Raw genomic sequence first — 25,885 nt, 5'->3', positions numbered from 1 at the left:
GGCGGCCGTCGCCGGCGCAGGGTGGAATGTAATGTGAGGATGCTCCCATGGCCATCAAGGCCACCGTCTATCATTGGCAGGTGACCCTGTCCGACGTGGATCGCGGGGTCTATGAGGCGCTAGACTTGCGCCTGGCCCGCCAGCCCTCGGAGAGCATGCGCTATCTGCTCACCAGGGCGATCGCCTACTGTCTCTGTTACGAGGAGGGGATTGGGTTCAGCAAGGAGGGCATTGCCTCGACCGACGAGCCGCCCCTGGCCGTTCGCGACGATTCGGGGACGATCCGCACCTGGATCGAGATCGGGGCCCCTTCGGCCGAGCGTTTGCACAAGGCTAGCAAAGCCGCGGTCCGTGTGGCCCTGTTCACCCACGTTGAACTCTCAAACTTGTGGCGCGAGGCGCGAACCAGGCCCATCTACAACGTCGAGGAGATCGAAGTGTGGCGGCTCGCGCCCGACTTTCTCGATGCGCTCGACGCCAAGGTGGATCGCAATACCAAGTTCGAACTCGTCCATAGCCACGGGGAACTCTACGTGACCGTCGGAGGCGAAACGCTGCAAGGCGCGATCGGCCGCCACAAGCTGGTGCCGCCCCAAGCGTAATCCGATGGCGTGAGGTAATTCCGGGGGCTTTCTCGATGTTCGCCCCCGACGGTACACTTCGCGCGCGCTGCCTCGCAGGGCCCCAGCGGGTGTAGAATGACAGCACTTGTTCTGGGCTCTGCCTGGACCGTCCGCTGCACGGTAACCGAATGACAACGGAGCACGATGGATTCACAGGCCTTCCAGACGGGAACGCTGCGGGACCCCAGCACCATTGTGGTGTTCGGGGCTGACGGCGACCTGACCCAGCGGAAACTGATTCCCGCTCTCTACAACCTGCTGGTCGGCCGCCATCTGCCGGAGGACTTCGCCCTCGTGGGGATGGCTATTACGCCGATGTCGTCGGAGGAGTTCCGGGAGAAGCTGGGCCGGACGATCAAGGATCATATCGCCGGTCCGCTGGACCCGCTGGTGTGGGAGCAGTTCATCCGGCGGGTCTACTACGTGACGGGGGACTTCCTCGATTCCCTGGCCTATCGGCGGCTGCATGAGTTCCTGGACGAAGTGAACGAGCGGCATCGGACCGGCGGCAACTTCCTGTTTTACCTGGCCACGGCCCCGCAGTTTTTCTCCGAGATCGTCCGTCAGCTGGGGATGCGCGGGCTGACGGACCAGCGGGAGGCCGCGTGGCGGCGCGTGATCATCGAAAAGCCGTTCGGCTCGAACCTGGCGTCGGCGAAGGCGCTGAACCACGAGCTGTCCCGTGTGCTGCAGGAAAACCAGATCTATCGGATCGACCATTACCTGGGGAAGGAAACGGTCCAGAATATCCTGGTCTTCCGGTTTTCCAACGGCATCTTCGAGCCGGTCTGGAACCGGCGGTATATCGACCATGTGCAGGTGACGGTGGCGGAAACCGTCGGAGTGGAGCACCGCGGGCGATACTACGACGCGGCCGGGGCGCTGCGGGACATGGTGCCGAACCATTTGCTGCAACTGGTGTCCTTGATTGCGATGGAGCCGCCGAACTCCTTCGACGCGGATGCGGTGCGGGATGAGAAGGCCAAGGTCCTGCGGGCGATCCTCCCGTTCGAGCCGCTCGATGTGCTCCGCTCCGTCGTGGCCGGGCAGTATACGGAGGGGGCGGTGGCGGGGCAGCCGGTGGCGGCCTACCGGACGGAACCCTACGTGAGGCCGGACTCCGACACGGAAACCTTCGTGGCCATGAAACTGTTGATCGACAGCTGGCGGTGGGCGGATGTCCCCTTCTATCTGCGCACCGGCAAGCGTCTGCCCACGCGCGCGACCGAGATCATCATCCAGTTCAAGCGGGCCCCCTTCATGCTGTTCCGGCAGACGCCGACGGAGCACCTGGCGCCGAATCTGCTCGTCATCCGCATCCAGCCGGACGAAGGGATCTCGCTGCGCTTCGACGCCAAAATTCCAGGCCCCGCCGTGCGGGTCGGCATGGTGGACATGGATTTCCAGTATGCCAAATATTTCGGCGATGCCCCCAGCACCGGCTATGAGACGCTGCTGCACGATTGTCTGGCCGGCGATGCCACGCTCTTTCAGCGGGCCGACAACGTGGAAACCGGGTGGGGAGTCGTGGAGCCGATCCTCAATGTGTGGCAGGGGCTGCCCCCCAAGGGAGTTCCCCTCTACCAGGCCGGGAGCTGGGGACCGGTCGAGGCCGCCGACTTGCTCGCGCGCGACGGGCGACAATGGAGAAATCGGATGTGACGGCTGTCATGGGACAGGGTGATGTAGGGTGAAGTGGCCAACAGGCTGTTTAACCGCCTGCGTGGCGGCAGCGCCACTTGAGCAGGACAGGGGCCAGGAAGGTGGTGCACGCCACGACCAGCAGGATCGCCCCATACTCGCCCTCTCCGATGATCTGCCGAGACAGGCCGGTTCCCGCAAAGATCAACCCCACTTCTCCGCGCGGCAACATCCCGATCCCCACCATCCATCGGTCGGCCTTCACCCCCGCGACTCCTAAACCGGACGCGAGCTTTCCGGCCACCGCAACAACAAGCAACCCGCCGGCCAGAAGCAAGACCGGCCAGTTCTCTGGCTGCATCGGATTCAAGAGCCGCAGGTCCACGGCCATCCCGACCAGGACGAAAAAGATCGGCACGAAGACGTTGGCCACCGGCTTGATCGCCTCCTCGATGTGCGCCTGATGCTCCGTTCGGGCGAGCACCAGCCCGGCCGCGAAGGCGCCAAGCAGCGGCGCGATGTGGAGCAGTCCCGCCAGGTAGCCCAGCGCCAGGGCGAAGGTTACGGCGGCCACGATCAGGCTGCCGCGCGCCCTCATCAGGCTCAGCAGTCGGCTGATCCGATGGGCATAGCGGGTGCCGACCAGAATGGCCGACGCGAGCAGGAAGACGGCCAGCCCGGCCGTCCACCCGGCTGCCAGCCAGGACACGGTGCCGGATGTGGCCAGGCCGATCACCACCGAGAGGACGATCAGGCCCAGAATGTCGTCGATGACCGCCGCCCCCAGAATGATCTGCCCTTCGGCCGTCTTCAGCCAGCCCAGTTCGGACAGTGTGCGGGCCGAGATGGCGATGCTGGTCGCGGTGAGGGTCGCGCCGATGAAGACCGCCTGCAAGTGGCTCAGGTGCAACGCCAACCCGAGCAAATACCCCAACGTAAACGGAGCGGCCACGCCGATCGTCGCCACCAGCGCGGCGGTTTTGCCGACGCGCAGAAACGACTGCAGGTCCGACTCCAACCCGATCTCGAAGAGCAGCAGCATGACGCCGATGTCGCCGAGCAGGGTCAGAGGTTCGGTGGCTTCGACCCAGCCCAGGAGACTTCCGCCGACCAGGACGCCGGCGAGCAACTCGCCCAACACGGCCGGCTGTCCGAGCCGATCGGCCATCTCGCCCAGGAGGCGGGCCGAAGCGTAGACGATGATGAGGCTGAGGAGGAAACTCTGAAGTTCCATGTGCAGGCCACACCATACTGAAGCCGGATGTGCAAGGCAACCGATGTCGAATGACGGGCGGCCCGGTTGCCATCCGCGCGGTGCGCGGATGCCGTTGGCGGGAGGCTTGACCAACACCGCGCGATAGGGGACAATAATCCAACTGCCTGCCGCGTCCATACCGTCGCCTGTGATCGCATCCATACACGGCGAGGCGTATCCATGTCCGACTTCCATCAGAACGGCGTCGTGGCGGTGTTGCACCGTCTCGGACAACCGAACCTGGAGCAGCTCGAAGCGGAACTGCAACGGCACGCGACGGCCAACCCGGTCGCGCTGGTGCTGCCGTCGCTCTATGCGGAGCTGGAGCGTCCGGCGCTCAAGGGGATTGTCGAGATATTGAAGGACGTCCGCTACCTGAACGAGATCGTGATCTCGCTCGACAAGGCCTCGGCCTTGGAATTCCGCTTCGCGAGAGACTACTTTTCGGTCCTTCCGCAGCGTGTCCGATTGATCTGGAACGACGGGCCGCGCATTCAAGGTATCTTGAAGCTCCTGGCCTCGCAGGCTATCGACGTCGGGCTGCCGGGCAAGGGGCGGGGTTGCTGGACGGCGTTCGGGTACGTCCTCGCCCGCCATCAGAGCAAGGCCATCGTCCTGCACGATTGCGACATCCTCAGCTATTCACGCGAATATCTGGCCCGGTTGTGTTACCCCATCGCGAACCCGAACATGGGCTACGAATTTTGCAAGGGCTACTACAGCCGCGTGACGGACCGCCTCCACGGCCGGGTGACGCGCCTGTACATCACGCCCCTCCTCCGCAGCCTGCAACGGCTGGTCGGCCCGCAGCCTCTGTTGACCTTTCTGGACAGCTTCCGGTACCCGCTGTCCGGTGAGTTTGCGATGGTGCGAGACCTCGCCTGGATCAATCGGATTCCCGGTGACTGGGGGCTGGAAGTCGGCGTGTTGGCCGAGGTGTACCGCAATTGCGCGTTGCGCCGGATCTGCCAGGTCGATATTGCCGACACCTACGAGCACAAGCATCAGGCCCTGTCGGGGGATGACCCGGACGCCGGTCTGCTGAAGATGTGCATCGACATCACCAAGTCGCTGTTCCGGAACCTGGCCAGCGAAGGCATGGTGCTGTCGGACGGGACGCTGAAGACGCTTCGCGCCACCTATCTGCAAGCCGCCCAGGAAGCCATCAGCCGGTATGAAAATGACGCCGCCATCAACTGTCTGAAATTCGACCGGCACGAGGAACGGGCCGCCGTGGAGGTGTTTCTGAAAGGCATGAAGCTGGCCACGGAGGCGTTTCTCGACGATCCGCTGGGCGTGCCGATGATCTCGAACTGGAGTCGCGTGACCGCCGCGGTGCCCGATATTTTCGGCCGTCTCATCGAGGCGGTCGAAGACGACCATGAATGGGACCCCGTGGGCGTCAGTGAACAGGCCCGCGCATGACCGTCTCGACGACGCTCTTGTCCCCGGAAACCGACACCAAGGTGCAAGAGATCGGCGAGACCGACGTGCTGGTCGGCATCCCCAGTTTTAACAACGCCGGCACGATCGGCCACGTGGTGCGGGCCGTCAGCGCCGGACTGGCCAAGTATTTCCCTGCTTCGCGCGTGGTCCTGGTCAATTCGGACGGGGGCTCGTCGGACGGCACTCCCGAGGCGGTCGCCCGCGCGGGCGTGGACTTCGGCGCCATGCTCATCAGCGAGTGCCAGAGTCCCCTGTACAAGATCATCACGCCCTACCAGGGGATTCCGGGGAAGGGCAGCGCATTCCGGACCATTTTTGAAATCGCGCGGCGGTTGAAGGCCAAGGCCTGCGCGGTGGTGGACTCGGATCTGCGCAGTATCACGCCCGAATGGATCGAGTTGCTGGTCCGGCCCGTGCTGAAGGAAGGCTATGATTACGTGGCTCCCTATTACCTCCGTCACAAGTACGACGGGACCATCACCAACAGCATCGTCTATCCGCTGACCAGGGCTCTGTACGGGCAGCGCATCCGCCAGCCGATCGGGGGCGATTTCGGCTTCTCGGGGCGGCTGGCCGAGCACTACCTGGACCAGCATGTCTGGGAATCGGACGTCGCGCAGTTCGGCATCGACATCTGGATGACGACGGAGGCGATCGCCAGCGGCGCGCGGGTCTGCCAGAGTTTCCTGGGCGCCAAGATCCACAACCCCAAGGATCCGGCCGCGGACCTGGCCGCGATGCTGGTGCAGGTCATGGGGGCCTTGTTTGCCCTCATGGAAGAGCATCAGGAGGTCTGGGCCAAACCGAACGGATCGAGTCCGGTCAGGCTGTACGGCTTTCAGTATGAGGTAGGCGTGGAGCCCGTGAACGTCAACGTGGAGCGGATGGTCGAGAATTTCCGGCAGGGGCTGGCCGATCTGGAGCCGATCTGGAAACAGATGCTCGCGCCTGACACCCTGGACGCACTCCTGCCGCTGAAGGCCTGCCCGGCGGAGACGTTCCGCATTCCGGACGATCTGTGGGCGCGGCTGGTCTACGATGTGGCCGTTTCCTATCACCGTCGGGTCATGCCGCACGAACATGTGCTCAAGGCTCTGACCCCGCTCTACCTGGGCCGCACGGCGACCTTCGTGTTGGAGACCCAGGGGTTGACGTCCGCCGAAGCCGAAGGCCGGATCGAGACGCTCTGCCAGGCCTTCGAGCAGCGCAAACCCTATCTGATGGACCGGTGGAAAAGGGATAACGGATGATGACCCACGATCACGTTCTTCAGGGGGTCTCGCTTGCGGCACATTCAGATCCTTTCCGACTGTGATCGAAACGGGCTGCTCGCGCAAGCGAAGTAGGGGGCACCATGAATACATTCTGGGAAACGGCGTTGCTGGGGCCGCTGGAAGCGCTGGGACAGAAGGTGCTGGCGCTGCTGCCGAATCTGCTCGCGATGGCCATCATCCTGTCCGTCGGGTTGGTGGTGGCCTGGGGGCTGGGGTACCTGGTCGAGCGATTCCTGCGCGTGATCGGGCTGGATCACCTTACGAACCGCCTGGGGGTGAACGCGGCGCTGGCGCGGGGCGGGGTGAAGCAGGATCCCTCGCATCTCGTCGGGCGCGCCGCGTTCTGGACCGTGCTCGTCTTTACGACCATGGCCGGACTGAGCGTGCTGAACCTCCCGCCGGTCAACCACTTCGTGCAGTCGTTTCTGGCCTACATCCCGCACCTGTTGACGGCCGCCGTGATCCTGGCCGCGGGCTATCTATTGTCGAACTTCGTTTCGCAGGCAGTGCTGATTGCCGCGGTCAACGCCAGCCTGCCGCCCGCCCGGCTGGTGGCGGCCTGCTCGCGCTGGGGCGTTCAACTGGTAGCGGTGGCGATGGCCCTCGAACAACTCGGCATCGCGCAGCACATCGTCGTGGTGGGGTTCGGCCTTGCATTCGGCGGCGTGGTGCTGGCGGCGGCGCTGGCCTTCGGGCTGGGGGCCAAGGACTTGGCCAAGGAGCTGCTCGATCGGCAGTTCGGCCGGAACGGGGGGCGGAGCAAGGACGACTTGACGCACCTCTGACCGAGAACCGGTCCTCTTCCGTTCACGGACCGGGCTGCCTGGGGCCGCGGACGATCTCCTGTCCGCCGTTCAGCCGATTTATGAGTTGGAGGACGGCGGCATTCCAGCCTACCGGGCCGATGCCAGGGGCAAGGGTCAGGTTGGGGAGCCGGATGTCCGGCTCATACGAGCCATCGGGCTTCTGCACGAGCACAGGCCGGTCCACCACAGCCAGCATGGGCAAATCGTTCAGGCTGTCACCGATGGCGACGGTGATGAGGCTCCCCTGATCGTCCTTGAATTGGCGGCGGTAACAGTCGATGAGCAGCCGGCAGGCGGATCCCTTGTCGTTCCGCCCCATCAGATGATGGAAGCGCCCTCCCTTGACGCATCGCAGCCCCCGCGTTTCGGCCTGACGGCGGAATTCCTCGATACGTTCGGCCGGACCGTCGAACACGAATGGCTCGTCATATTCGCGCTGCTTCGCGGCGGCCGCCTCTGACAGGTCGAGGCCTGCTCGCTCCGCAACCTCCGCGACCGACATGTCTCCGAAGCCGCGAACTTCGAACCCTAACACCTGTGCAATCTCTTTCAATCTGCGGCGCAACCCTGCGTATGCCGTTCCCAGCTCGACGACCTGGCAACCCCTGCGGGGCGTGGCATTGGGAATCGGAACATGGAAGAGGCCGGCGGGAATGAAAACTCCGCCGCCGTTTTCGACGACGAACGGATGGGTATGGCCCAAGCGGGATCGGATCACATCCATCTCGGCTTTCGTCTTGCTGGACGCCAGGACCAAGGGAACGTTCCGGTCGCGCAAGGCGGCCAGCGCCTCCCTGGCCGCCTCGAAGGAGTAGGTGGCCGCATCCAGGAGGCTCCCGTCCAGGTCGGTAAACACCACCATGCGCGTCATGCGGACGATCGCTCCCGGTTGAAGAGGCTAAGGGCCGTTACGATACCGGATGTGTGGAGGCTGTGCAATCGAGCCCTTGGAAACAGCGCGCCGGAGGTTCGTTGACTTCACCGCCGAAAGCCTGCACACTTCCCGCCGCCGGTCTCTCGTGAGGAACAGGATGGGCATGCTTCAACTCAATGCGGTCCTCGGCAGTCTGGTGGTGACGCTGGGGTTCTGGCTCGTCTGGGGACAGTTGCCGGCCTTGCTCTTTGCCTTGGTGGGCGTGGGTGTCGCGGCCTTTCTGCTCTGGCGAGCCGAGACCATCGGCGCCGTCTGGGCCTGGGCCACGCTCTTGCTGGGGCTGGAAAGCTTCGCCTGGCCGGTCGCCACGATGGTGCAAGTCAAGCTGACCGGCGATCAGGGAGCGCAGCCGACCGACGAGCAGATGGGCCTCATCCTCACCGCAGTCCTCTTCGGCCTCTTCTCCTCCATCTTCTGGCTCACCTTTTCCTACGGCCTCTTTAAACGGATGGTCTGGAAGCAGAAAGATCAAGATATAGGCGGGTCGAGTAATAGATAGACGGGAAGATCGGAATGTACGCAATTAACGTGCGTTGAGATCTGTATGGAAATCGACGAGCTTACATTAAGAGATTTTGTCATATGGGCAGCGAAAGCCGGCAAAGAGAAGCGTCTTGATAAAACGCAGATAAGTCATAAATTTGCTCAGGCAGTAAGAGGAGAGTTGACAAAGGCAGGGGCTACGGCAGAACCTCTCAAATCTGGGAATGCGAACTACTTCCGCGCATCGTTTGATGGGACTGATCTGCTTATTTCAGCCTTTGCCTCTCAAGAGAATTGGTGGAATGAGCCGAGCGATGGTTTCATGGACTTGGTGAAGAAGGCAAAAACAACTACTTCATCTTGTCGATGGGGAGTTGTTCTTTTGCGAGTGCCGGAAATGAGCGGTTACTGGATCGAAGGCGCTTCGCTTCAAGAGACTTATGGCGATTGGCGGAAAAAATTCACGGAATCTAACATGAAGCAGATAGTAAAGCAGAAATCTGCTCACGAATTCTTAAAGTTGGAGCAATTGCCAAATCTCATAAGACGTGGAAGGCTTCCCGGCTCGATATTGATCAAAAAAACTGCAACGTGATGTCTTGTCTCCGCATCGAAGTGGGATGTTCAAAAAAAGTCCTCCGACGAGGCCGCTAGTCTCTCACTCCACAGAAGACTAGAACCTATCTCAAAATTGAAATGGCGTCATTCCGAGAAGAGGCGACCGGCCAACAGTAAGGCCCGGTCAGCGGAAAGAGATCAACGCATCGTGCCGACGCCGATGAGGCCCGCCGTTCGTCAGCCGCGGTGCCCCTGAGTCTGCGAGTAAAGGGAATTAGCCAGGCTGCCTCTCCGCCATCGTTACTCGCCCATCTCTTCTGATTCATCTCCAGCGGGCCACGTTAGCCCTCAGCTCGTTCTTGCGGCTGCTTGAGCGTCGAATTATTTTCTCTGCCCTGTCATTCCCCCCGGACCTGGGTGTACGATGAACGGCAAGGTTTTCATTCCCAAGCCTCAATCCAAGGAGGACACGATGTCCACAAGCTGCATACAAAGGGGGTTGTTCGTCTGTGCCGTGATTGCGTCGCTGCTGGCCGGTCCTGCCTGGCTGCAGGCCGAAGAGCCGCATGCTGCGGGCAAGGTGAAAGTGCTGTACCACGTGGACGGCAAGGACCCCGATGTCGCCAAGTATGCCCTCGCCCTCATCAACAAGCACATTGACGCCGAGGGTGGACCGGACAAGATTGATGTGGAATTGGTCGTCCACGGTCCCGCGCTCACCCTGTTTGAACAGGACAAGATGGACCCGGAACTCAAGACTAGGTTCGACCAGGCTATCGAGAAGGGGCTCCACGCGGAAATGTGCCAAATCTCGATGAAGCTGTATGGCACGCCGTTGGAGAAACTCGCCAAAGGCTTTGTCGCGACCTTGCATCCGGTGGCGGTCAAACGAATTGCCGACCTTCAGCGGCAGGGCTACGTGTATATCAAGCCGTGAAGGGGGAACGGGGCATGCGACGCAAGACACAGTTGATCGTGCTGTCGCTTGTCGTGGCTGGCCTGAGCGTCCTCTTTCTGGTTGGGCAGACGGTGGAGGCTGCGGCTGAACCCGCAGCCTCCGCTGCGCCCCGGTTTGATCTCGTCACGTTGGCCGGAGAAGCCTACAGCAAGGAGTCTCTCAAGGGGCGCTCAGCGCTGCTGGTATTCTGGGCTCCCTGGTGTCCGGTCTGCCGGAAGGAATTGCCGATCCTGGGCCAGTTCTATCAGCAGGAGAGGCCGGTATCACTTCAGGTCGTCGCCATTGGGTTTTCCGATATGCGGGGAAACGTGGAAGCCTATGTGAAGTCCCATCCTGAGACGTTCGTGTTTCCAACTGCCTTTGATGAGGACAATTGGATATCCCAGGCATTCAAGGTGACTGCCACGCCGACGTTCGTCCTGCTGGACTCAAATGGGAATATTCAGTTGGTCCACCGTGGCGGCGGGATCAATCAAAACCCCAAGTATCGGGAGTTCTTGGCGGGACTGAAACGCTAGCCTCTACGTTCATCGTTTTGCATTCATCATTCCGTTACGTCATCTCCAGCGGGTCCACATCCGCGTCGAACCGTAATCCGCTCTTCCCCCTTGTGCGCTCCATTGCGTCCAGCGTGGCCTTCACCGTGTGGCGGGCTTGCTCCGCGCTGACCGCTTTGACCAGAAGCTGGTACCGGTGTCGTCCGCGGAGTTGTGCATGCTGGGCCGGGACCGGGCCGAGAATCGTCACCGGCTCGGGATCGCCCGGTGCCGGTTTCGAGATCGTCGGAATCGCATGGTGGAGCAGCTTGGCCCAGTGCGTCGCCGCCTGTTTGACGGCTCCAGCTTGTGTGCCGGATACCTGCAAGCTGATCAAATGGGTGAACGGCGGATAGCCGAGGGCCTGTCGCGAGAGCAACTCTTGCTCATAGAAGAGTGCCGGGTTGTGCTGGACCACGGCGGTGATGGCATGGTGGCTCGGCAGCGACGTTTGGATCAGCACCCTGCCGCCTTCGTCTGCCGGCTTGGCCAAGGCCGTTGCGTCCAGCAAGGCGTGGTAGGTGCGCTCGGCGGCGCGGAAGTCCGCCGCGTGGAGTCCCGCATCCGCATTGGCGATGCCGACGAAGCCCACCCGTGGCAGAGGGAGGCCTTGCAGCAGCATCTGTGTGCCGATGAGGATGTCCCATTTGCCCGCCGCCGCTTCCGCCCGCAGCCGGTCCGCTTGGGCCTGTGTCTTGGCCTGGTCGCGGTCGAGCCTGGCAATGCTCGCTTGGGGCAAGAGGCGCCGCAGCATCTCCTCCAATCGTTCCGTGCCTGACCCCACCGGTTCCAGTCTGGCGCCTTGGCAGGTCGGGCAGGTGTCGGGCGGCGGCGTCGCGGTGCCGCAGTAGCGGCAGGCCAGGGTGGCGGATTGGCGGTAGTAGGTCAGCGACACGGAACAGTGCGGACAGCGTGGGGCGTTGCCGCAGTCCCGGCAGAGCAGCGCGGAGGCAAATCCTTTGCGGTTTAAAAACAAGACCGCTCCGGCCTTGGCGTCCACCGCCGCTTTGATGCCGTCCAGCACGGATTGAGAGAGGACCGTCCCATAGGGAGTCTGGCGCAAGTCGATCACGTAGATGGGGGGGAGCTTGGCCAAGGGCAGTTGCTCGGCGGACAACGATAACATCCGTTCGCTCTTCGCGCCGTCTGCCATCGCCTGCCAGGTTTCCAGCGAAGGATGGGCCGAGCCGAGCAGCAGCAGGGCGCCGTGCTGACCTGCGCGGAGCTTGGCTACGTCGCGTGCCTGGTAGCGGGGCTCTTGTTCTTCCTTCAGGGACTGATCGTCCTCCTGGTCGACGCAGATGAGGCCGAGGGAGGCGAGGGGCGCAAAGATGGCGGACCTGGTTCCCACCACCACGGCCACGCTTCCTGCATGGATTTTGCGCCAGGCCGCCTCGCGCGCCGACGGAGACAGGCCGCTGTGCAGCAACTCCACCTGCTCGCCCCATCTGGCCCGCGCGGCGCCGGCGATGGCCGAGGCGCGCGTTGAGTCCGGGGAAATGATGAGGACGGTGCGGTGCCGGCCGAGCGCCTCCTCGGCGGCGCAGAGGTAACCGGCAATGCGATCGGTCCAGGGTGCGTGCAGGAGCAACGCCCGGCCGCCTCCGCTTTGCAGCGCCTCGTGCAGCCGCTCTTGCCAGAATGGCAGGACAGGAGGAAGACGGAGGGTGCTGCAAGACTGGTCCGGCTCTGCCTGAAACAGGCTGTGCATGCGGTGTGCTCGCCGGGCGGTCGATCGGGGCTGACGGGGGGCAGCGGCTTCCGCGCATTCCTCCAACAACAATCCCCGGCGCTTCAGGTCCGTGAGGGTGCGGGTCAGCGGCCCTTCCATGCCTCGGCTGAGCGTGGCCAGCGTCAGGCCCTTGCGTCTGGGCGTCGCCATCAGGCGCGCGAGCAGCTCGCGCGCCTGGGCCGAGAGCTTGGCGGATGACGATCCGTCCGCCGCCTTGCCTGCATCGGTGATGCGGTAGTACGGCGGAGGCTTGATGGATGGCACGGGGGGCGGCAGGGCCAACCGGAGGCACTGGCCCCAAGGAGCGAGGTACTGGTCTGCCACGAGGCGGGTCAGTTCCAGGAGGTCCGGCGGCGCCACGCTTGCCTCTGCGTCGTCCGCAAGCGCGATGATTTCCTTCAGGCGCTCGACCGCGGCCGGCTTGGAGAAGGAGGGAGGCGGTGCCACCGCCAGGGCGATCACCACACCCTGGATGGTGCTGGGACCGAATGGCACCAGGACTCGGCTGCCGACCGCAAGGTGTTGGCGGAGCGGGGCGGGAATGCGATAGGTGAAAGCCCGGCGCAGGTGCCGGGGAACCAGCACATCCGCAAAAGCCGGAGCCGGACTCATGGCTGCAGGGGATTGGGTCACGAGACGGTTCGTGACGTGAAGGGCTTGGGAAACACAATCGTAAGCATACGGCATTTTAGCAGTCGGGTTGCGGTGGAACAATCAGGCAAACGCGGGGTTGTCCGGCTACGGAATCGAAGGCGGAGAGGGCGGAAGCGGTGCGTCTCCTGGCCCCCCCTTCGTTGCGGGGGCCGGCTCGCCGACCGGAGGGGATTGGGGAGTGGCCTCCTCTACCCTTGCCGGTTCAGCCGGTGTTGGCGGATTTGGTTCGGGCAAGGAAGCGGGTGATCGTTCGGGTTCCGGTTGGACCGCCGGGCCGGTGGAAAGCAACGGAGGCGATTTCTTGGGCGCCAGCACGATTTCAATCCGGCGATTCTGTTTCCGTCCGTCCTCCGTGCTGTTGCTGGCCACCGGTTTTGTGTCGCCATGTCCGACAACGATCAGGTTGGCCGGATCCACCCCGCCTTCTTCCGCGAGGTAGCGGACGATTTCTTTTGCCCGGGCCTTCGAGAGTTCGAGGTTATTCGAATATTGCCCTATAAGCGAAGGGCCGATCGGCATCCGGTCCGTGTGCCCTTCGATGCGAATCTGTTTGTCCGAGACGGTTTTCAATATTTCGCCGATCTCTTTCAACGCGGCTTGTCCGGCCGGCCTGATCGGGGCGCCTCCCGGATCGAACTCCAGTTGTTTAGCCAGGGCGGCGAGGCGGGAGAGATCAAGGCCAGGCTCCGGCGCGCCGAGTGCCGGTTGCGTGGCTTCTTTCTCGGGCGGTGCCGCTTTGGCCAGCCGGTCCATTTCTTCGGCAATGGTTTCTGCGGAGGAGCGGCGGACGACTGACTGGGCTGGTTCCTGGAACGCGATCCGGTCGGCACGGAGAAAGGGCACGGTAGAGCGGACGACAAGGGCGGTGGCCGTCGTATCTTCCAGGGCCAGCACCTTCAACTCGCCGATCCTCTGCACGGGAACGTTCGCCGAGGTCCGCAACACGTCCAGTCGGTCTCCCGTGTGGAGCCCGTCGTTGCGTCCCCAGTCGATATACACGATATGCGTCTGGGCGATCAAAGAGAGCGATGGCGGAAAGGCGATGATATAGCCGGGCACGCTCGGCAGCCTGCGGCCCGGCACCGGTGGTTCTTCCGGGGGCGGGGGGACAAAGCGGATTGCGCGATCGCCGGCGTTGATGGGTCCCCAGGAGCGAACGATGCGCACGGTGGCGAGCCCCTGTGTGATTTCCGTGATCAGGCCGATGCCGACGTTGGTGAACAGATCGCCGAGGTACTTGCCCTTGGCCGGGTGAAATATTTCGTTGATGCGTCGGTAGATCGTGACATGGGCGCCGACTTCGATGGTGCTGGCTTTGGTCAATTGCAGGTAGCACAGGTCGCCGGTGCCCAGAATCATTTTGTTGCTGGTTGTCTGGGCGTCGGCGTTCAAGGGGCCGACGATGCCTTCGATGGGCATCGAGGGACGGACAAAGCCTGAGGAGAAAGTCAGGGCCGCTTCCCCCATGCGCACGCTCTCGATGCCGGGGTGGTCAGCCGAGGCGGGAGCCTGGATCAGCAAGAGACCTGTGGCCAACGTGACGCAAATGGTTAGAAACAGGCGGCAATTCATAGGCCTCCGACGCCAAAGCCAAGACATGGGCGTAACCATAGCAAACTGACGATCATTGTCAAGCCAAGACGGCAAAGCTTCTACGTGTCTGGCGGTTTGACAGGCGGTTTCTGCTGGTGCTAGCGTGCAGTGTACGTGATGCGAGATCGGATGCCCTCCGTGAGGGATGCCATGGCCCATGATCCCAAGCCAGCCAGTCCGAAACCAGTCCGCCTTCCCGGGCCGCTGCCCCGCCGGATTGAAACTCAGATTCACCGGCGGAACAAGGCGAAAGCGCGGTCCCCGCTCCAAGCCGAGTGGGATGCCGCATCAGGCGAGCCTCCGCAGGGATTGCGGACACCCCAAGACAAGATGCGCAGGCGACCAGAGCAGGCTTGACCGGCCTGCTGATATGGCCCTCAATCGGCTTGCCACCCGTCTCCGCCGATCTGCCTCCGGACAAGGATCGCTGAAAAAACAAAACGATGGGAGCGTTGCGTGCTCGTGGCTAGGGCTTTCGGTTCCTAGCCCGTAGGTCCTTTGTGCGCTTGCTATTGGCAGAGAGGCACGACTAAAATGCCGAACTTCCATTGGAAGTCAAGGTGTTGGGAGCGGGGGTTTTGTGAGCGGCACCGAGTTGCTCCTCGAGTATTTGACTCGCTATTTCCCGATCCTGCTCTTCATCGTCATTGCGCTGGCTTTCGGCGTCGTGACGCTGGTGATCAGCTATCTGGTCCAGCCCAAGTATCCGGATGCGGAAAAGCTCAGCGCCTATGAGTGCGGGAGCGAGCCCTTTTCCGATGCCCGGATGCCCTTCCCGGTCCGGTATTACATCTTTGCCATGCTGTTCGTCATCTTCGACATCGAAGTGATTTTTCTCTATCCCTGGGCCGTGACCTTTTACAAGATCGGATTTATCGGACTGGTCGAGATGCTGATCTTTATCGCCTTGTTCCTGGTGGCTTATGTGTATGCCTGGAAGAAGGGGGCGTTGGAATGGGACTGAGCGGCAACGATGAACGCAGAATGATGAGTGATGAACGAAGGGAGCGTCGCGTTCCCCATTCATCGTTGGGTGTGACATGGGACTGATCCAACTGGGCAAGCGCGAGAAGGACGGAGACCTGGACGTCATCACGACGACGGTCGAGAAGGCCGTCAACTGGGCGCGCAAGGGCTCGCTCTGGCCGATGACCTTCGGGCTGGCTTGCTGCGCGATCGAAATGATCGCGGCCGTTTCCTCACGCTATGACATGGATCGCTACGGAGCCGGCGTGTTCCGGGCTTCTCCCCGTCAATCGGACCTGATGATCGTGGCCGGAACCGTCTGCCGGCGGATGGCGCCCGTCATCCGGAAAATCTACGACCAGATGCCAGAGCCCAAGTACGTGATCGCCATGGGCTCTTGCGCCACGTCCGGCAATATCTATGACAGCTATAGTGTCGTGCAAGGGGTGGACCGGTTCGTGCCGGTGGACATTTACGTCCCGGGCTGTCCGCCGACTCCCGAGGCGCTCTTCGACGGGATTCTGAAATTGCAAGAACGGATCATGCAAAAGCGGGTATTCACCAAGCAGCCGGAGCAGGTCAAGGAGTCGGTGAAGGCATGAGCGACGCGCCTGCCCATCCCTTGGCCCAACGCCTTCAGCAGGAGTTTCCCGAAGGCTTCGTGAAGGCCGTAGAGTGGCGCGGTGATTTGGCCGTCACCGTGACGCGCAAGGCGCTCCACGACGTCGCGCGGTTCCTGCACGATGACCCCGGCATGGATTTCGATTATATCGTGCACGTCAGCTCCGTGGATTGGCCCGATGACGAGGAACGGTTCGAGGCGGTCTGGGAATTCTACTCGATTCGGAAACGGCATCGCATCCGGCTCAAGACGCGGGTGCCCGAGGCGGACTGCACGGTGGATTCCTTGACCGACATCTGGAAGGGCGCGGATTTCATGGAGCGGGAAGTCTACGACATGATGGGCATCCGCTTCCGCAACCACCCGGACTTGCGCCGCATTCTGATGCCGGACGAATATACGGAAGGCTATCCGCTGCGCAAGGATTTCCCGCTCCAGGGCAAGGGCTGGCGGGACACGTTCGAATTCCTGAACGAAGGGGCCCAGTAACAGCGCGATGCAACTCGACGACCAACGGACCACCATCTACAAAGTCGATCCGGGCCGACCGGAGACCGAGTCGCTGCCGCTGGTGCGGACCGAAGAGCTGCTCCTGAACATGGGGCCGCAGCATCCGAGCACGCACGGGGTGCTGAAGGTGATTCTGGAACTGGAAGGCGAGCGGATCACCAAGTCCACGCCGGTCATGGGCTTCTTGCACCGGGGCGTGGAGAAGCTGGCAGAAGAGGGCACCTATCACCAGTTCATTCCGCACACGGACCGTCTGGATTACGTCTGCGCGATGTACAACAACTTCGCCTACTGCCGCGCGGTCGAGAAGCTGATGAACGTCACGGTCCCCGAGCGGGCCGAGTACCTGCGCACGATTGTGGCGGAGGTGCAGCGGATCATCGGGCACCAGTTCTGGCTGGGGACCCAGGCGTTGGACATCGGCGCGATGACGGTCTTCTTCTATACCTTCCGCGACCGGGAGATTCTGTTGGATTGGTTCGACGAGCTCTGCGGCGCCCGACTCACGACGAGCTGGTACCGGATCGGCGGGGTGGAGCGGGACTTTACCCCCTCGTTGCTCGACAAGCTCCGGCGGTTCCTGGACTACTTCCTGCCCTTGATCGACGAGTATGTGGTGTTTCTGGAGAAGAACCGGATCTGGGTCGCGCGCACCAAGGGTGTGGCGGTGATTTCGGCGGAGGACGCGGTCAATTTCGGGCTCAGCGGACCGACGTTGCGCGGGTCTGGCGTGGACTATGATCTCCGCAAATATGAGCCCTATGCGGCCTATCCCCGTTGCGAGTTCAGCGTGCCGGTGGGCAAGAACGGCGACACCTACGACCGGTACTGGATCAGGGTCGAGGAGATGCGCGAGAGCGTGAAGATCATCAAGCAATGTCTCGACCAGATGCCGCCGGAGGGTCCGGTCATGGCCGAGGTGCCCAGCGTGACCCTGCCCCCCAAGGATCGGGTGTTCACGAACCTGGAGTCCATGATCCAGCAATTCAAGCTCTTCTCGCAAGGGTTTGACGCGCCCAAGGGCGAGATCTATTGCGGGACCGAGGCCCACAAGGGCGAGCTCGGCTTCTATATCGTGAGCCAGGGGGGCGGAAAGCCCTACCGGCTGAAGATCCGCGCCCCGTCGTTCATTCATATGGGGGCGTTCGATTTCATGTCGCGCGGCTATATGATCGCGGACGCGGTCACGATCTTCGGGACCTACGACATCGTGATGGGGGAGTGCGATCGTTAGAAACGATGAAGTATGAATGATGAACGGTGAATGTAAGGTGGCCGGTTTCCCAGTTCATCGTTCAGCCTTCATCGTTCAGCGTTGGAGATAAAGCATGGGTTTGAAACCAGCGACCAATCCGGAAGTCGAAGCGGCGGCGATCGAACTGACGATCGACGGGCGCACGGTGACGGCTAAGGACGGGGTGTCGCTCTACGACGTCATCTCCAGCACGGGCAAGATCATCCCGGCCATGTGCTACCACTATACGTTCGACCCGTTCGGCTCTTGCGGCATGTGCCTGGTGATGCAGGAAGGCAAGAAGGCGCCGGTCCGTTCCTGCACGGCCAAGGCGACTGCCGGCATGATCATCCGCACGGAAGGCGATGATCTTTTCCTGGCCCGCAAAAAAGCGGTGGAGAAGCACCTCTCCGTACACCCGCTGGACTGTCCGGTCTGCGACGCGGACGGGCATTGCGAACTGCAGGACATGGCCTTCCAGCATCAGGTGACCAACCTGGCCAATGCCAAACAGAAGCTGATCCCGGAGGACACCCGCAGCCTCGTGCTGGATTTCAACATGAACCGCTGCATCGCCTGCGGCGAGTGCATCAACATCTGCAAGGACGTGCTGATGATCGACGCCCTGCAGTTCACCAAAAAAGGCGGGTTCACCCAGGTGGTGGCCAAGGGCGACGTGGCCCTCTCCTGCGAGTTCTGCGGTGACTGCCTGGCGGTCTGCCCGGTGGGGGCGATCACCAACAAGTACTCCAAGTATCTCTACAAGCCCTGGCAGCTCAAGAAAACGACGACCACCTGCAATTACTGCGGCGACGGTTGCCAGATGTATGTGGAGACCAAGGACACCGAAGTGGTCCGCGTGACCGCTCCGCTCTCCTGGAAAAACAAGTGGGGAGACCGGGCCGAGACAGCCAAGGGGCACGGCGGCATCTGCGTCCGCGGACGGTTCGGGTTCCAGTTCATCGACAGCCAGGCCCGGCTGCGCCAGCCGCTGGCGCGACGGGACGGACAGCTGGCCGAAGCGCCCTGGCTGGAGACCATGCATCAGGTCGTGGATCGTCTCGCGGCGATCAAGGCGCAGCATGGGCCGAACGCCATTGGCGGCCTCATCACGGCACGCTGCACCAACGAAGAACTCTATCTGTTCCAGAAGCTCATGCGCGCCGCGATCGGGACCAACCAACTGGACAGCAGCGCGCGCTACGGCCATGCCAACTTCGTTCACGCGGTCCGGCAGGCTCTGGGCGTCGGGCGGATGACCAACGACTCCGAGGACATCACCAAGGCCAAGGCCATCCTTGTGATCGGATCGAACATCACCGAAACCAACCCGGTGGCGAGTATCAGGATCAAGGAAGCGATCCGCGTCTATCACGCTCAGGTGATCGTGGTGAACTCGGCCAACACCAACATGGCCAAGCTCGCATCCCATCCGACGCTGGTCAAGCCCGGCACGGAGGGCCTGTTTGCGCAGGGGCTGGTCAAGTCCGTGCTCGAACAGGATCTGGTGGATGAAGAGACGGTCGGGAAGCACCCGGAGGCCTTTGCGGCGCTCAAGCAAGCGGCCGCCGGCTTGTCGCTGGATGCCATTGCCGCGCAGACCGGGGTGTCGGTCGCGCAGATTCACGAAGCGGCGGCGATCTTTGCCGAAGCGCCGCGCGCCGTCATCATCTGTGGTGAGGGGATCGTCCGCCGTTCCGGCGGGTATCACGACGTGCTGACCCTGATCGACCTGGCCTGGATCACCGGCAAGCTGGGCCGGCCCGGTTGCGGCATCAACACGGTGGTCGAGGAGGCCAACGAGCAGGGTGCGATGGACTTGGGCGCAGCGCCGGAGTTCCTGCCCGGTCAGGCCCGGTTTGATGATGAAGCGGCGAGAGCCAAGTTCGCCAAGGCCTGGGGCAAGGACAAGCCGGTCATGCTGCCGCCGATTGGCAAGGGCGTGCATTTGGCGGAGATTCTCAATCGCTGCCGCAATGGTCAGATCAAGGCGCTGTACGTCATCGGGGAAAACCCGCTAGCGACGCTGCCGGCTTCGTCCGGCGTCAAGGACGCTCTGGCGAAACTGGACCTGTTGGTGGTCCAGGACCCGTTCCTGACCGACACGGCGCAGATGGCGCACTTCGTTCTGCCGGCCTGCACCTTCGCCGAAAAGGACGGGACCGTGACGAACCAGGAAGGCAAGGTCCAGCGTGTCCGCCAGACCATGGACCCGATCGGAGAGAGCCTGCCGGACTGGCACATCATGACCGCGCTGGCCAATGGACTTGGCTATGAATTGAGCTACGAATCCCCGCAGGACATTCAGAACGAAATCATGAAACTGTTGCCCGGCTACTACAACCTGGGCCAACCCAAAAAGATCGCGCCGAGGCCGGAGGGCTACTTGTCCAACGGCTATGCGTCGCACCTGGCCGGTCGGTACGGAGGGGGCGCGTCGGCCGCCGCGCGGGACAAGGGCCGTCCCTTCGGGCTGGTAATGGGACAACTCCTGTACCACTCGGGCAAACTTTCGACCCAGGCCTCGGGCTTGATCAAGATTGCGCCGAATACCGGCAAGCTCCGCATGAACGGGCAGGACATGGAGCGTTTGAGCCTAAGCGACGGGGCAAGGGTGCGCGTGAGTTCGGAGCGGGGGTCGCTGGAGATGGGGGTGCAAGCGGACCAGGCATTGTTACCCGGGGCCTGCTTCTTCCCCGAACATTTCAACGAACCGCCGGTCAAGGATCTGATGGCCGTCGAGATGGACCCGGTGACGGGCGTGCCCTCGTTCAAGCTGACGGCGGTGGCCATCGAGAAGGTGTGAAACGAGCCATCGGCAGTCAGCCTTCAGCTAGCCGTTTGGGCTGAAAGCTGAGAGCTGCAGCTCTGGAGCTAAAAGAGATGCGCGTCGGAGTATTGACCAAGAAGCTTCTTGAGGCGGCCCTGTTCTATGAAATCTGGGACGCAATGAAGGTCACGTTCAAGCACATGTTCTATAAGCCGATCACTTTCCAGTACCCGCGGGAGCAGCGGACCATTCCCGACACCCATCGCGGAGCGCTGGGCCTGCTGCGGTACGACGACGGGCGCGAACGGTGCGTGGGCTGTGACCTCTGCGAAGCCGCCTGCCCGTCCCATTGCATCAAAGTCATCAGCACCGAGGATCGGGACCGCCCGCTCCAGCGGTATGCGAGCGAGTTCTACATCGACATCACGAAGTGCGTGTTTTGCGGCTACTGCGTGGAGGCCTGCCCGGTCAACGCGCTGGCCATGACCAAGATGTACGAGTATTCCACCCACGACAAGCGGACCCTCCTGTTCGACAAGCCGCGGCTGTATCAGATCGGTGAACGATATATCGACGACGCAAAAAAATATTTGGTCGCCCATCATCAGGAGAAGGACGACCAGTCAAGCCGGGAGTACCGGTACTTTTTCCCCCAGTCGGTGCTGAAGGCGACACAGCCGCCGCCGAAGCATTTGACATAAACCCAATAGGCTCATGACGCTGTTCTTTTTCGTCTACTTCGCGCTCGTGAGTATTGCCGCGGGAGTGTTCACCGTGGCGTTGCGCAACCCGGTCCATTGCGGCCTGGCGCTGCTGACCCTGCTGTTGCACGTAGCGGGGCTGTTCGTCCTGCTGAATGCCGAATTTCTGTTCGCCGTGCAGGTCATCGTCTATGCGGGCGCGATTCTGGTCCTCTATCTGTTCGTGTTGATGCTGCTGAACCTCAAGACCGACGAACGCTATCTCCACTCCCGCTATGCGGTGATCCTGTTCGCGGCGGCGGCGGTCTGCGGGGAACTGCTGATCCTGCTGCTCCGATCCCCCTATGCAGGGGCGAAGGGCGATGCGCCGGCCGAAGCCGTGCTGAAAGACGGAGATAGTTACGCGGTCGGCATCAAGATGTTCAGCGATTATTTGCTCCCGTTCGAAATCGTCGGAGTGTTCCTCTTGGGGGCCATCATCGGGGCGATCGTGCTGGCGAAAACGCCAACCGTCGCCGATGTGGAGCATGAACCATGATCCCGTTGAGCGCCTATGTGGCCGTCAGCGCGATCCTGTTCGCCACCGGCCTGATCGGAGTGTTGGTCCGTCGCAATTTCATCATCGTGTTGATGTCGGTCGAGATCATGCTCAACGCGGCGAACATCAATCTGGTCGCCTTCTCCCATTACCTGGAGTCCATGGCCGGACAGATTGTCGCCCTGTTCGTGATTGCGATCGCCGCCGGGGAGGCAGCCGTGGGGCTGGCGATCATCATCGTAGTCTTCCGCGGAAAGCTGTCCACAAACGTGGACGAAATGAATCTCTTGAAGTGGTAGCAGGATGCTGAAAATGGTCCCCAACTTTGTTCTCGGTCGCTCAGCCCCTGCGGCCGCGTTGGTTGGCCGTTTTGAGCATCCTGAATCTGGCGGAGTAACGTGTCCGATCTGATCGTCATTCTCATCCCGGTTTTTCCGCTGGTGGCCGTGCTCCTGAACGGTCTGCTGGGCAGCCGCTATTCCCACGAGATGGCGCACCGGCTGGCCTGGGGCTCGGTGGGCCTCTCGTTCCTCTGCGCGATCGGGGTCTTCGCGGAGACGCTGGGCTCCGGCACCGCGAGGGAAGTCGTCGCCTATAAATGGATCTTCGGCGGCGACCTCACGGTCAACCTGGCCTTCCTGATCGATCCCCTTACATGCATCATGCTGCTGGTGGTGACCGGCGTCGGGTTCCTCATCCACCTCTATTCGGTCGGGTACATGCACGGCGAGGAGGGCTTTACCCGCTTCTTCACGTACATGAACCTCTTCATGGTCTCCATGCTCCTGCTGGTGATGGGGAACAACTACCTCGTCCTCTTCATCGGCTGGGAAGGCGTGGGCCTCTGTTCGTACCTGTTGATCGGCTACTACTACGACAAGGTGTCCGCGGCCAAGGCGGCCTCCAAGGCCTTCGTGGTCAATCGGATCGGGGACGCGGGGTTCCTGCTCGCCATCTTTCTGGTGTTCCAGAACTTCAAGACGCTGGATTACCAGCAGGTGTTCGCCCAGGCTGGCCAGCTATCCACCGAAATGGCGACGGCGATCGCCCTGTGTTTGTTGATCGGGGCCGTGGGCAAGTCGGCCCAGTTGCCCCTGTACACGTGGCTCCCGGATGCGATGGAAGGCCCCACCCCGGTCAGCGCCCTCATCCATGCGGCCACCATGGTGACGGCCGGCGTCTACATGATCGTGCGAAACCACGTCATCTACGACATGGCGCCGGTGGCCATGACGACGGTGGCCATTGTCGGCGGGACGACGGCGCTCTTCGCGGCCACGATCGGCCTCGTGCAAACGGATATCAAGCGGGTCCTGGCCTATTCCACGGTCAGCCAGTTGGGCTACATGTTCCTGGCTTGCGGGATCGGGGCCTACACGGCGGCGGTCTTTCACCTGATGACCCACGCCTTCTTCAAAGCCCTCCTGTTCCTGTCGGCCGGCTCGGTGATCCATGCCCTGCACGGCGAACAGGACATCATGAAGATGGGCGGGCTGAAGTCGAAAATCCCCTGGACGCACGGACTGTTCCTGGTCGGGACCTTGGCGATCGCCGGCATTTTCCCGTTAGCCGGGTTCTGGAGCAAGGACGAGATCATGGCCCACGCCTTCGTGCACGGCCATTATGTTTTATATGGGATGGCCGCGATCGGGGCGTTTCTGACCGCCTTTTACATGTTCCGGTTGACGTACCTGACCTTTTACGGCCGCTCCCGCGTGGACCATCACACAGCCGAACATATCCACGAATCGCCCCCGATCATGCTCGGGCCGCTGGTCGTGCTGGCGACCCTGTCGGTGCTCGGCGGATTTCCCGGGGTACCGCCGGAAGACGGGTGGTTCCACCACTTCCTGCACAAGGTAACGGCGCAAGTCGGGGGGGAGGTCTCGGGGCATGACGCGGGGTCCGGATTGGTCGTGACGCTGATGCTGGCGGCCACGGCCATCGCCTTGGCCGGCTGGGGGCTGGCCCACTATCTCTACAGCCTGCGCACCGAGACTGCGGCGGCCTGGGCGGAACGGTCTCCGGGCGTCTATCGGACGCTGCTGAACAAGTACTACGTGGACGAACTCTATGATGCCCTGTTCGTGGAACCGACCAAGAAGCTGGGGTTGGTCTGGGATTGGTTCGACCGCCACGTCATTGACCGGCTCGTCGTCGGGGTCGGGGAGCTGACCCAGTCGAGTGCGGCGGGCAGCACCTGGCTGGAGAAGTACGTGATCTACGGAGGGCTCAACGCGATCGGCTATGCCAACCACCTCCTGGCGCGCTCCTGGCGGAAGATTCAAAGCGGGCAGGTGCATCACTACGCCGCGATTATCGTGGCCGGCTTGTTCATCCTGGTCCATCTCGTCCTGGCTTGGTGGACCGGATCAGGCGGGATGTTGAAATAGAAGGCGGGAGACGGAACGGTTCATGCTGCAGGAACTCACATTCGGATTTCCGATCCTCTCGTTGATCCTGTTTTTGCCCCTCCTGGGCGCGATCCTGCTCGCGCTGCTCGAGGAAGAGGACCTGATCAAGAATGCGGCGCTGGGGATCTCGCTCCTGGAGCTGGTGCTCACCGTCATCGTCTTGCTGCGCTTCGTGCCCGAGTCCGCGGCGATGCAATTCTCGGAGCGCCTGGCCTGGATTCCGCCGCTGGGTATCAGTTACCACTTGGGGCTGGACGGGATCAGCGTGTTGTTCATCGGGCTCACGGCTTTCTTGACCGTGCTGGTGGTGCTCTACTCCTGGGACACGGTCCGGCATCAGATCAAGCTCTATTTCGTGGCCTTGCTGGCGCTCGAGACGACGATGATGGGCATCTTCGCGGCGCTGGACCTGATCCTGTTTTTCGTCTTCTGGGAATTGATGCTGATCCCGAGTTACTTCCTGATCAAGCTCTGGGGCGGCGGGGCGGAGCGGCAGTATGCGGCGCTCAAGTATGTGCTCTACACGTTGCTGGGCAGCGTGTTCATGTTGGTGGGGATCGTGTTGCTGGATCTCAACTACCATGACTGGGCCGTGGTCCATCACATCGAGCCGGCCTATTCCTTCGACTTTTTGCAATTGCTGACGATTCCGATTCCCGCCGAAAAACAGGTGCTGATCTTCTGGCTGATCTTCATGGGCCTGGCGTTCAAGGCACCGATGTTCCCCTTCCACACCTGGTTGCCGGACGCGTTGCTGGAAGGGCCGATCGGGATGGCGGTCTTTTTGGCCGGGATCAAGCTGGGCACGTACGGGTTCATCCGTTTCAGCCTCCCGCTCCTGCCGGATGCCTCGAAGAGCCCCGGGGTGGCGAGCACGATGATGACGCTGGCGCTGCTGGCCATCATTTACGGAGCGATCGTGGCGCTGGTCCAGCCGGACTTCCGCCGGCTGTTGGCCTTCAGCAGCATCAGCCACCTGGGCTTCGTGGTGGCCGGCTTGTTTGCGCTGAACTTTCAGGGCTTGCAAGGCAGCCTGCTGACGATGATCAACCTCGGCTTCAGCACGGCCGGATTGTTCTTCCTGGCCGGCTTTCTCTACCAGCGGCGGCACAGCACGCAATTGGCGGCGTTCGGCGGGCTGGCCAAGAAGGTGCCGCTGCTCGCGACCTATCTGCTGATCGTCGGACTGGCCTCGATCGGCCTGCCTGGGACGAACGGGTTCGTCGGCGAATTTCTGATCCTGTTGGGCGCCTTCCAGGCGCACTGGCTGTACGGCGCAGTCGCGGTGACCGGGGTGGTCTTCGGGGCGGCGTATTTCCTCTGGTACTACGAACGGGCAATGCTGGGGCCGTTGGCGCAGGCGGCGGGGCAGGCCATTACGGATCTCAATGCGCGCGAGTTGGTCATCGCCGTATCCTTGTCGGTGATGATCTTCTGGATCGGGCTGTATCCTTCGCCGTTCCTCAGGATGATGAACGGTTCGGTGCAGGCACTGGTCGAGCGGTTGGACAAGGGTGCGGTGGCGGAAGCGCCGGGCGGCCAGCCCCCCGTGCTCGCGCGCCGCGCACATCAGAATATGCTCGGCGGACGCGCGCAGTAGGGGCTTGTCCGCCCGTCACTTTCGGAGTGAAAAGGAA

23 protein-coding genes are annotated in these 25,885 nt (G+C 62.2%); 19 read left to right on the top strand and 4 right to left on the bottom strand.

The features are described from left to right. The first annotated feature begins 47 nt into the window (after positions 1–47). Both EPO61_04135 and EPO61_04130 read left to right on the top strand, forming a co-directional pair. Positions 48–602 carry a YaeQ family protein gene (locus EPO61_04135; GenBank protein TAJ09914.1) on the top strand — a complete coding sequence of 185 codons (555 nt, stop codon included), beginning with the start codon at positions 48–50 and terminating at the stop codon, positions 600–602. A gap of 165 nt (positions 603–767) precedes the next feature. Next, positions 768–2,285 (top strand): glucose-6-phosphate dehydrogenase, encoded by a 1,518-nt coding sequence (locus EPO61_04130; protein ID TAJ09913.1) that lies wholly within the window; start codon positions 768–770, stop codon positions 2,283–2,285. A gap of 49 nt (positions 2,286–2,334) precedes the next feature. On the opposite strand, the gene EPO61_04125 is transcribed toward EPO61_04130, so the two are convergent. Further along, positions 2,335–3,714: a cation:proton antiporter gene (locus EPO61_04125; protein TAJ09912.1), complete on the bottom strand. Its 1,380-nt coding sequence runs from the start codon at positions 3,712–3,714 to the stop codon at positions 2,335–2,337. On the opposite strand from EPO61_04125, the gene EPO61_04120 reads away from it, so the two are divergent. The 3 genes from EPO61_04120 to EPO61_04110 all read left to right on the top strand — a co-directional run bounded on the left by EPO61_04120 (position 3,700) and on the right by EPO61_04110 (position 7,024). Beyond that, positions 3,700–4,944, top strand: a complete 1,245-nt coding sequence (locus EPO61_04120) for a glycosyl transferase (GenBank protein ID TAJ09911.1) — start codon at positions 3,700–3,702, stop codon at positions 4,942–4,944. The genes EPO61_04125 and EPO61_04120 overlap by 15 nt on opposite strands. After that, positions 4,941–6,215, top strand: a complete 1,275-nt coding sequence (locus EPO61_04115) for a glycosyltransferase (protein TAJ09910.1) — start codon at positions 4,941–4,943, stop codon at positions 6,213–6,215. The genes EPO61_04120 and EPO61_04115 overlap by 4 nt, the downstream gene beginning before the upstream one ends. Positions 6,216–6,319: 104 nt before the next feature. Continuing rightward, a complete protein-coding gene (locus tag EPO61_04110; GenBank protein ID TAJ09909.1) occupies positions 6,320–7,024 on the top strand; it encodes a hypothetical protein in 705 nt (234 codons plus the stop codon). 22 nt (positions 7,025–7,046) lie between these two features. Here EPO61_04110 and EPO61_04105 read toward each other — a convergent pair whose 3' ends face one another. Further along, entirely contained in the window at positions 7,047–7,916 is an 870-nt protein-coding gene (locus EPO61_04105; protein ID TAJ09908.1) for an HAD-IIB family hydrolase, read from the bottom strand. Positions 7,917–8,082: 166 nt separating this feature from the next. Here EPO61_04105 and EPO61_04100 point away from each other — a divergent pair, with 166 nt between their 5' ends. From EPO61_04100 to EPO61_04085, 4 genes are all read left to right on the top strand, one after another. After that, positions 8,083–8,478 carry a hypothetical protein gene (locus tag EPO61_04100; GenBank protein ID TAJ09907.1) on the top strand — a complete coding sequence of 132 codons (396 nt, stop codon included), beginning with the start codon at positions 8,083–8,085 and terminating at the stop codon, positions 8,476–8,478. Between the two features lie 45 nt (positions 8,479–8,523). Continuing rightward, positions 8,524–9,057, top strand: coding sequence for a hypothetical protein (locus tag EPO61_04095; GenBank protein ID TAJ09906.1), 534 nt, complete (start codon positions 8,524–8,526; stop codon positions 9,055–9,057). A gap of 387 nt (positions 9,058–9,444) precedes the next feature. Next, positions 9,445–9,957 carry a hypothetical protein gene (locus EPO61_04090; protein ID TAJ09905.1) on the top strand — a complete coding sequence of 171 codons (513 nt, stop codon included), beginning with the start codon at positions 9,445–9,447 and terminating at the stop codon, positions 9,955–9,957. 14 nt (positions 9,958–9,971) lie between these two features. Then, positions 9,972–10,496 (top strand): TlpA family protein disulfide reductase, encoded by a 525-nt coding sequence (locus EPO61_04085; GenBank protein ID TAJ09904.1) that lies wholly within the window; start codon positions 9,972–9,974, stop codon positions 10,494–10,496. Positions 10,497–10,530: 34 nt separating this feature from the next. Here the strand turns inward: EPO61_04085 and priA are convergent, their stop codons facing one another. Together priA and EPO61_04075 are read right to left on the bottom strand one after the other, a co-directional pair. Further along, positions 10,531–12,933: a primosomal protein N' gene (priA, locus tag EPO61_04080; GenBank protein TAJ09903.1), complete on the bottom strand. Its 2,403-nt coding sequence runs from the start codon at positions 12,931–12,933 to the stop codon at positions 10,531–10,533. A gap of 51 nt (positions 12,934–12,984) precedes the next feature. After that, positions 12,985–14,727, bottom strand: a complete 1,743-nt coding sequence (locus EPO61_04075; protein ID TAJ09902.1) for a hypothetical protein — start codon at positions 14,725–14,727, stop codon at positions 12,985–12,987. 346 nt (positions 14,728–15,073) lie between these two features. Here EPO61_04075 and EPO61_04070 point away from each other — a divergent pair, with 346 nt between their 5' ends. The 10 genes from EPO61_04070 (at position 15,074) to EPO61_04025 (ending at position 25,848) form a co-directional block, all read left to right on the top strand. After that, complete coding sequence (locus EPO61_04070) at positions 15,074–15,457, top strand: NADH-quinone oxidoreductase subunit A (protein TAJ09901.1); 384 nt, start codon at positions 15,074–15,076, stop codon at positions 15,455–15,457. 76 nt (positions 15,458–15,533) lie between these two features. Continuing rightward, positions 15,534–16,061 (top strand): NADH-quinone oxidoreductase subunit B, encoded by a 528-nt coding sequence (locus tag EPO61_04065; protein ID TAJ09900.1) that lies wholly within the window; start codon positions 15,534–15,536, stop codon positions 16,059–16,061. Beyond that, positions 16,058–16,570, top strand: a complete 513-nt coding sequence (locus tag EPO61_04060; protein ID TAJ09899.1) for an NADH-quinone oxidoreductase subunit C — start codon at positions 16,058–16,060, stop codon at positions 16,568–16,570. Before EPO61_04065 ends, EPO61_04060 begins: the two co-directional genes overlap by 4 nt. Before the next feature lie 7 nt (positions 16,571–16,577). Continuing rightward, positions 16,578–17,825: an NADH dehydrogenase (quinone) subunit D gene (nuoD, locus tag EPO61_04055; protein ID TAJ09898.1), complete on the top strand. Its 1,248-nt coding sequence runs from the start codon at positions 16,578–16,580 to the stop codon at positions 17,823–17,825. Positions 17,826–17,919: 94 nt separating this feature from the next. Further along, the gene (locus EPO61_04050) at positions 17,920–20,631 is read left to right on the top strand and encodes a 4Fe-4S dicluster domain-containing protein (protein ID TAJ09897.1); all 2,712 of its coding nucleotides are present in this window, start codon (positions 17,920–17,922) and stop codon (positions 20,629–20,631) included. A 77-nt stretch (positions 20,632–20,708) separates the two neighbouring features. Further along, the gene (nuoI, locus tag EPO61_04045; GenBank protein ID TAJ09896.1) at positions 20,709–21,296 is read left to right on the top strand and encodes an NADH-quinone oxidoreductase subunit NuoI; all 588 of its coding nucleotides are present in this window, start codon (positions 20,709–20,711) and stop codon (positions 21,294–21,296) included. Positions 21,297–21,309: 13 nt separating this feature from the next. Then, on the top strand, positions 21,310–21,834 hold the full coding sequence (locus tag EPO61_04040; protein TAJ09895.1) for an NADH-quinone oxidoreductase subunit J: 525 nt from the start codon (positions 21,310–21,312) through the stop codon (positions 21,832–21,834). After that, on the top strand, positions 21,831–22,133 hold the full coding sequence (gene nuoK, locus EPO61_04035) for an NADH-quinone oxidoreductase subunit NuoK (protein ID TAJ09894.1): 303 nt from the start codon (positions 21,831–21,833) through the stop codon (positions 22,131–22,133). Before EPO61_04040 ends, nuoK begins: the two co-directional genes overlap by 4 nt. Positions 22,134–22,217: 84 nt before the next feature. Then, positions 22,218–24,227, top strand: a complete 2,010-nt coding sequence (locus EPO61_04030; protein TAJ09893.1) for an NADH-quinone oxidoreductase subunit L — start codon at positions 22,218–22,220, stop codon at positions 24,225–24,227. A gap of 22 nt (positions 24,228–24,249) precedes the next feature. Next, on the top strand, positions 24,250–25,848 hold the full coding sequence (locus tag EPO61_04025) for an NADH-quinone oxidoreductase subunit M (GenBank protein ID TAJ09892.1): 1,599 nt from the start codon (positions 24,250–24,252) through the stop codon (positions 25,846–25,848). The last annotated feature ends 37 nt before the right edge of the window (positions 25,849–25,885 follow it).

Source organism: Nitrospirota bacterium (assembly GCA_004296885.1).
Classification (GTDB): domain Bacteria; phylum Nitrospirota; class Nitrospiria; order Nitrospirales; family Nitrospiraceae; genus SYGV01.
The sequence above is the reverse complement of the archived record's forward strand: the minus strand, read 5'-3'. Positions and strand labels throughout refer to the sequence as shown.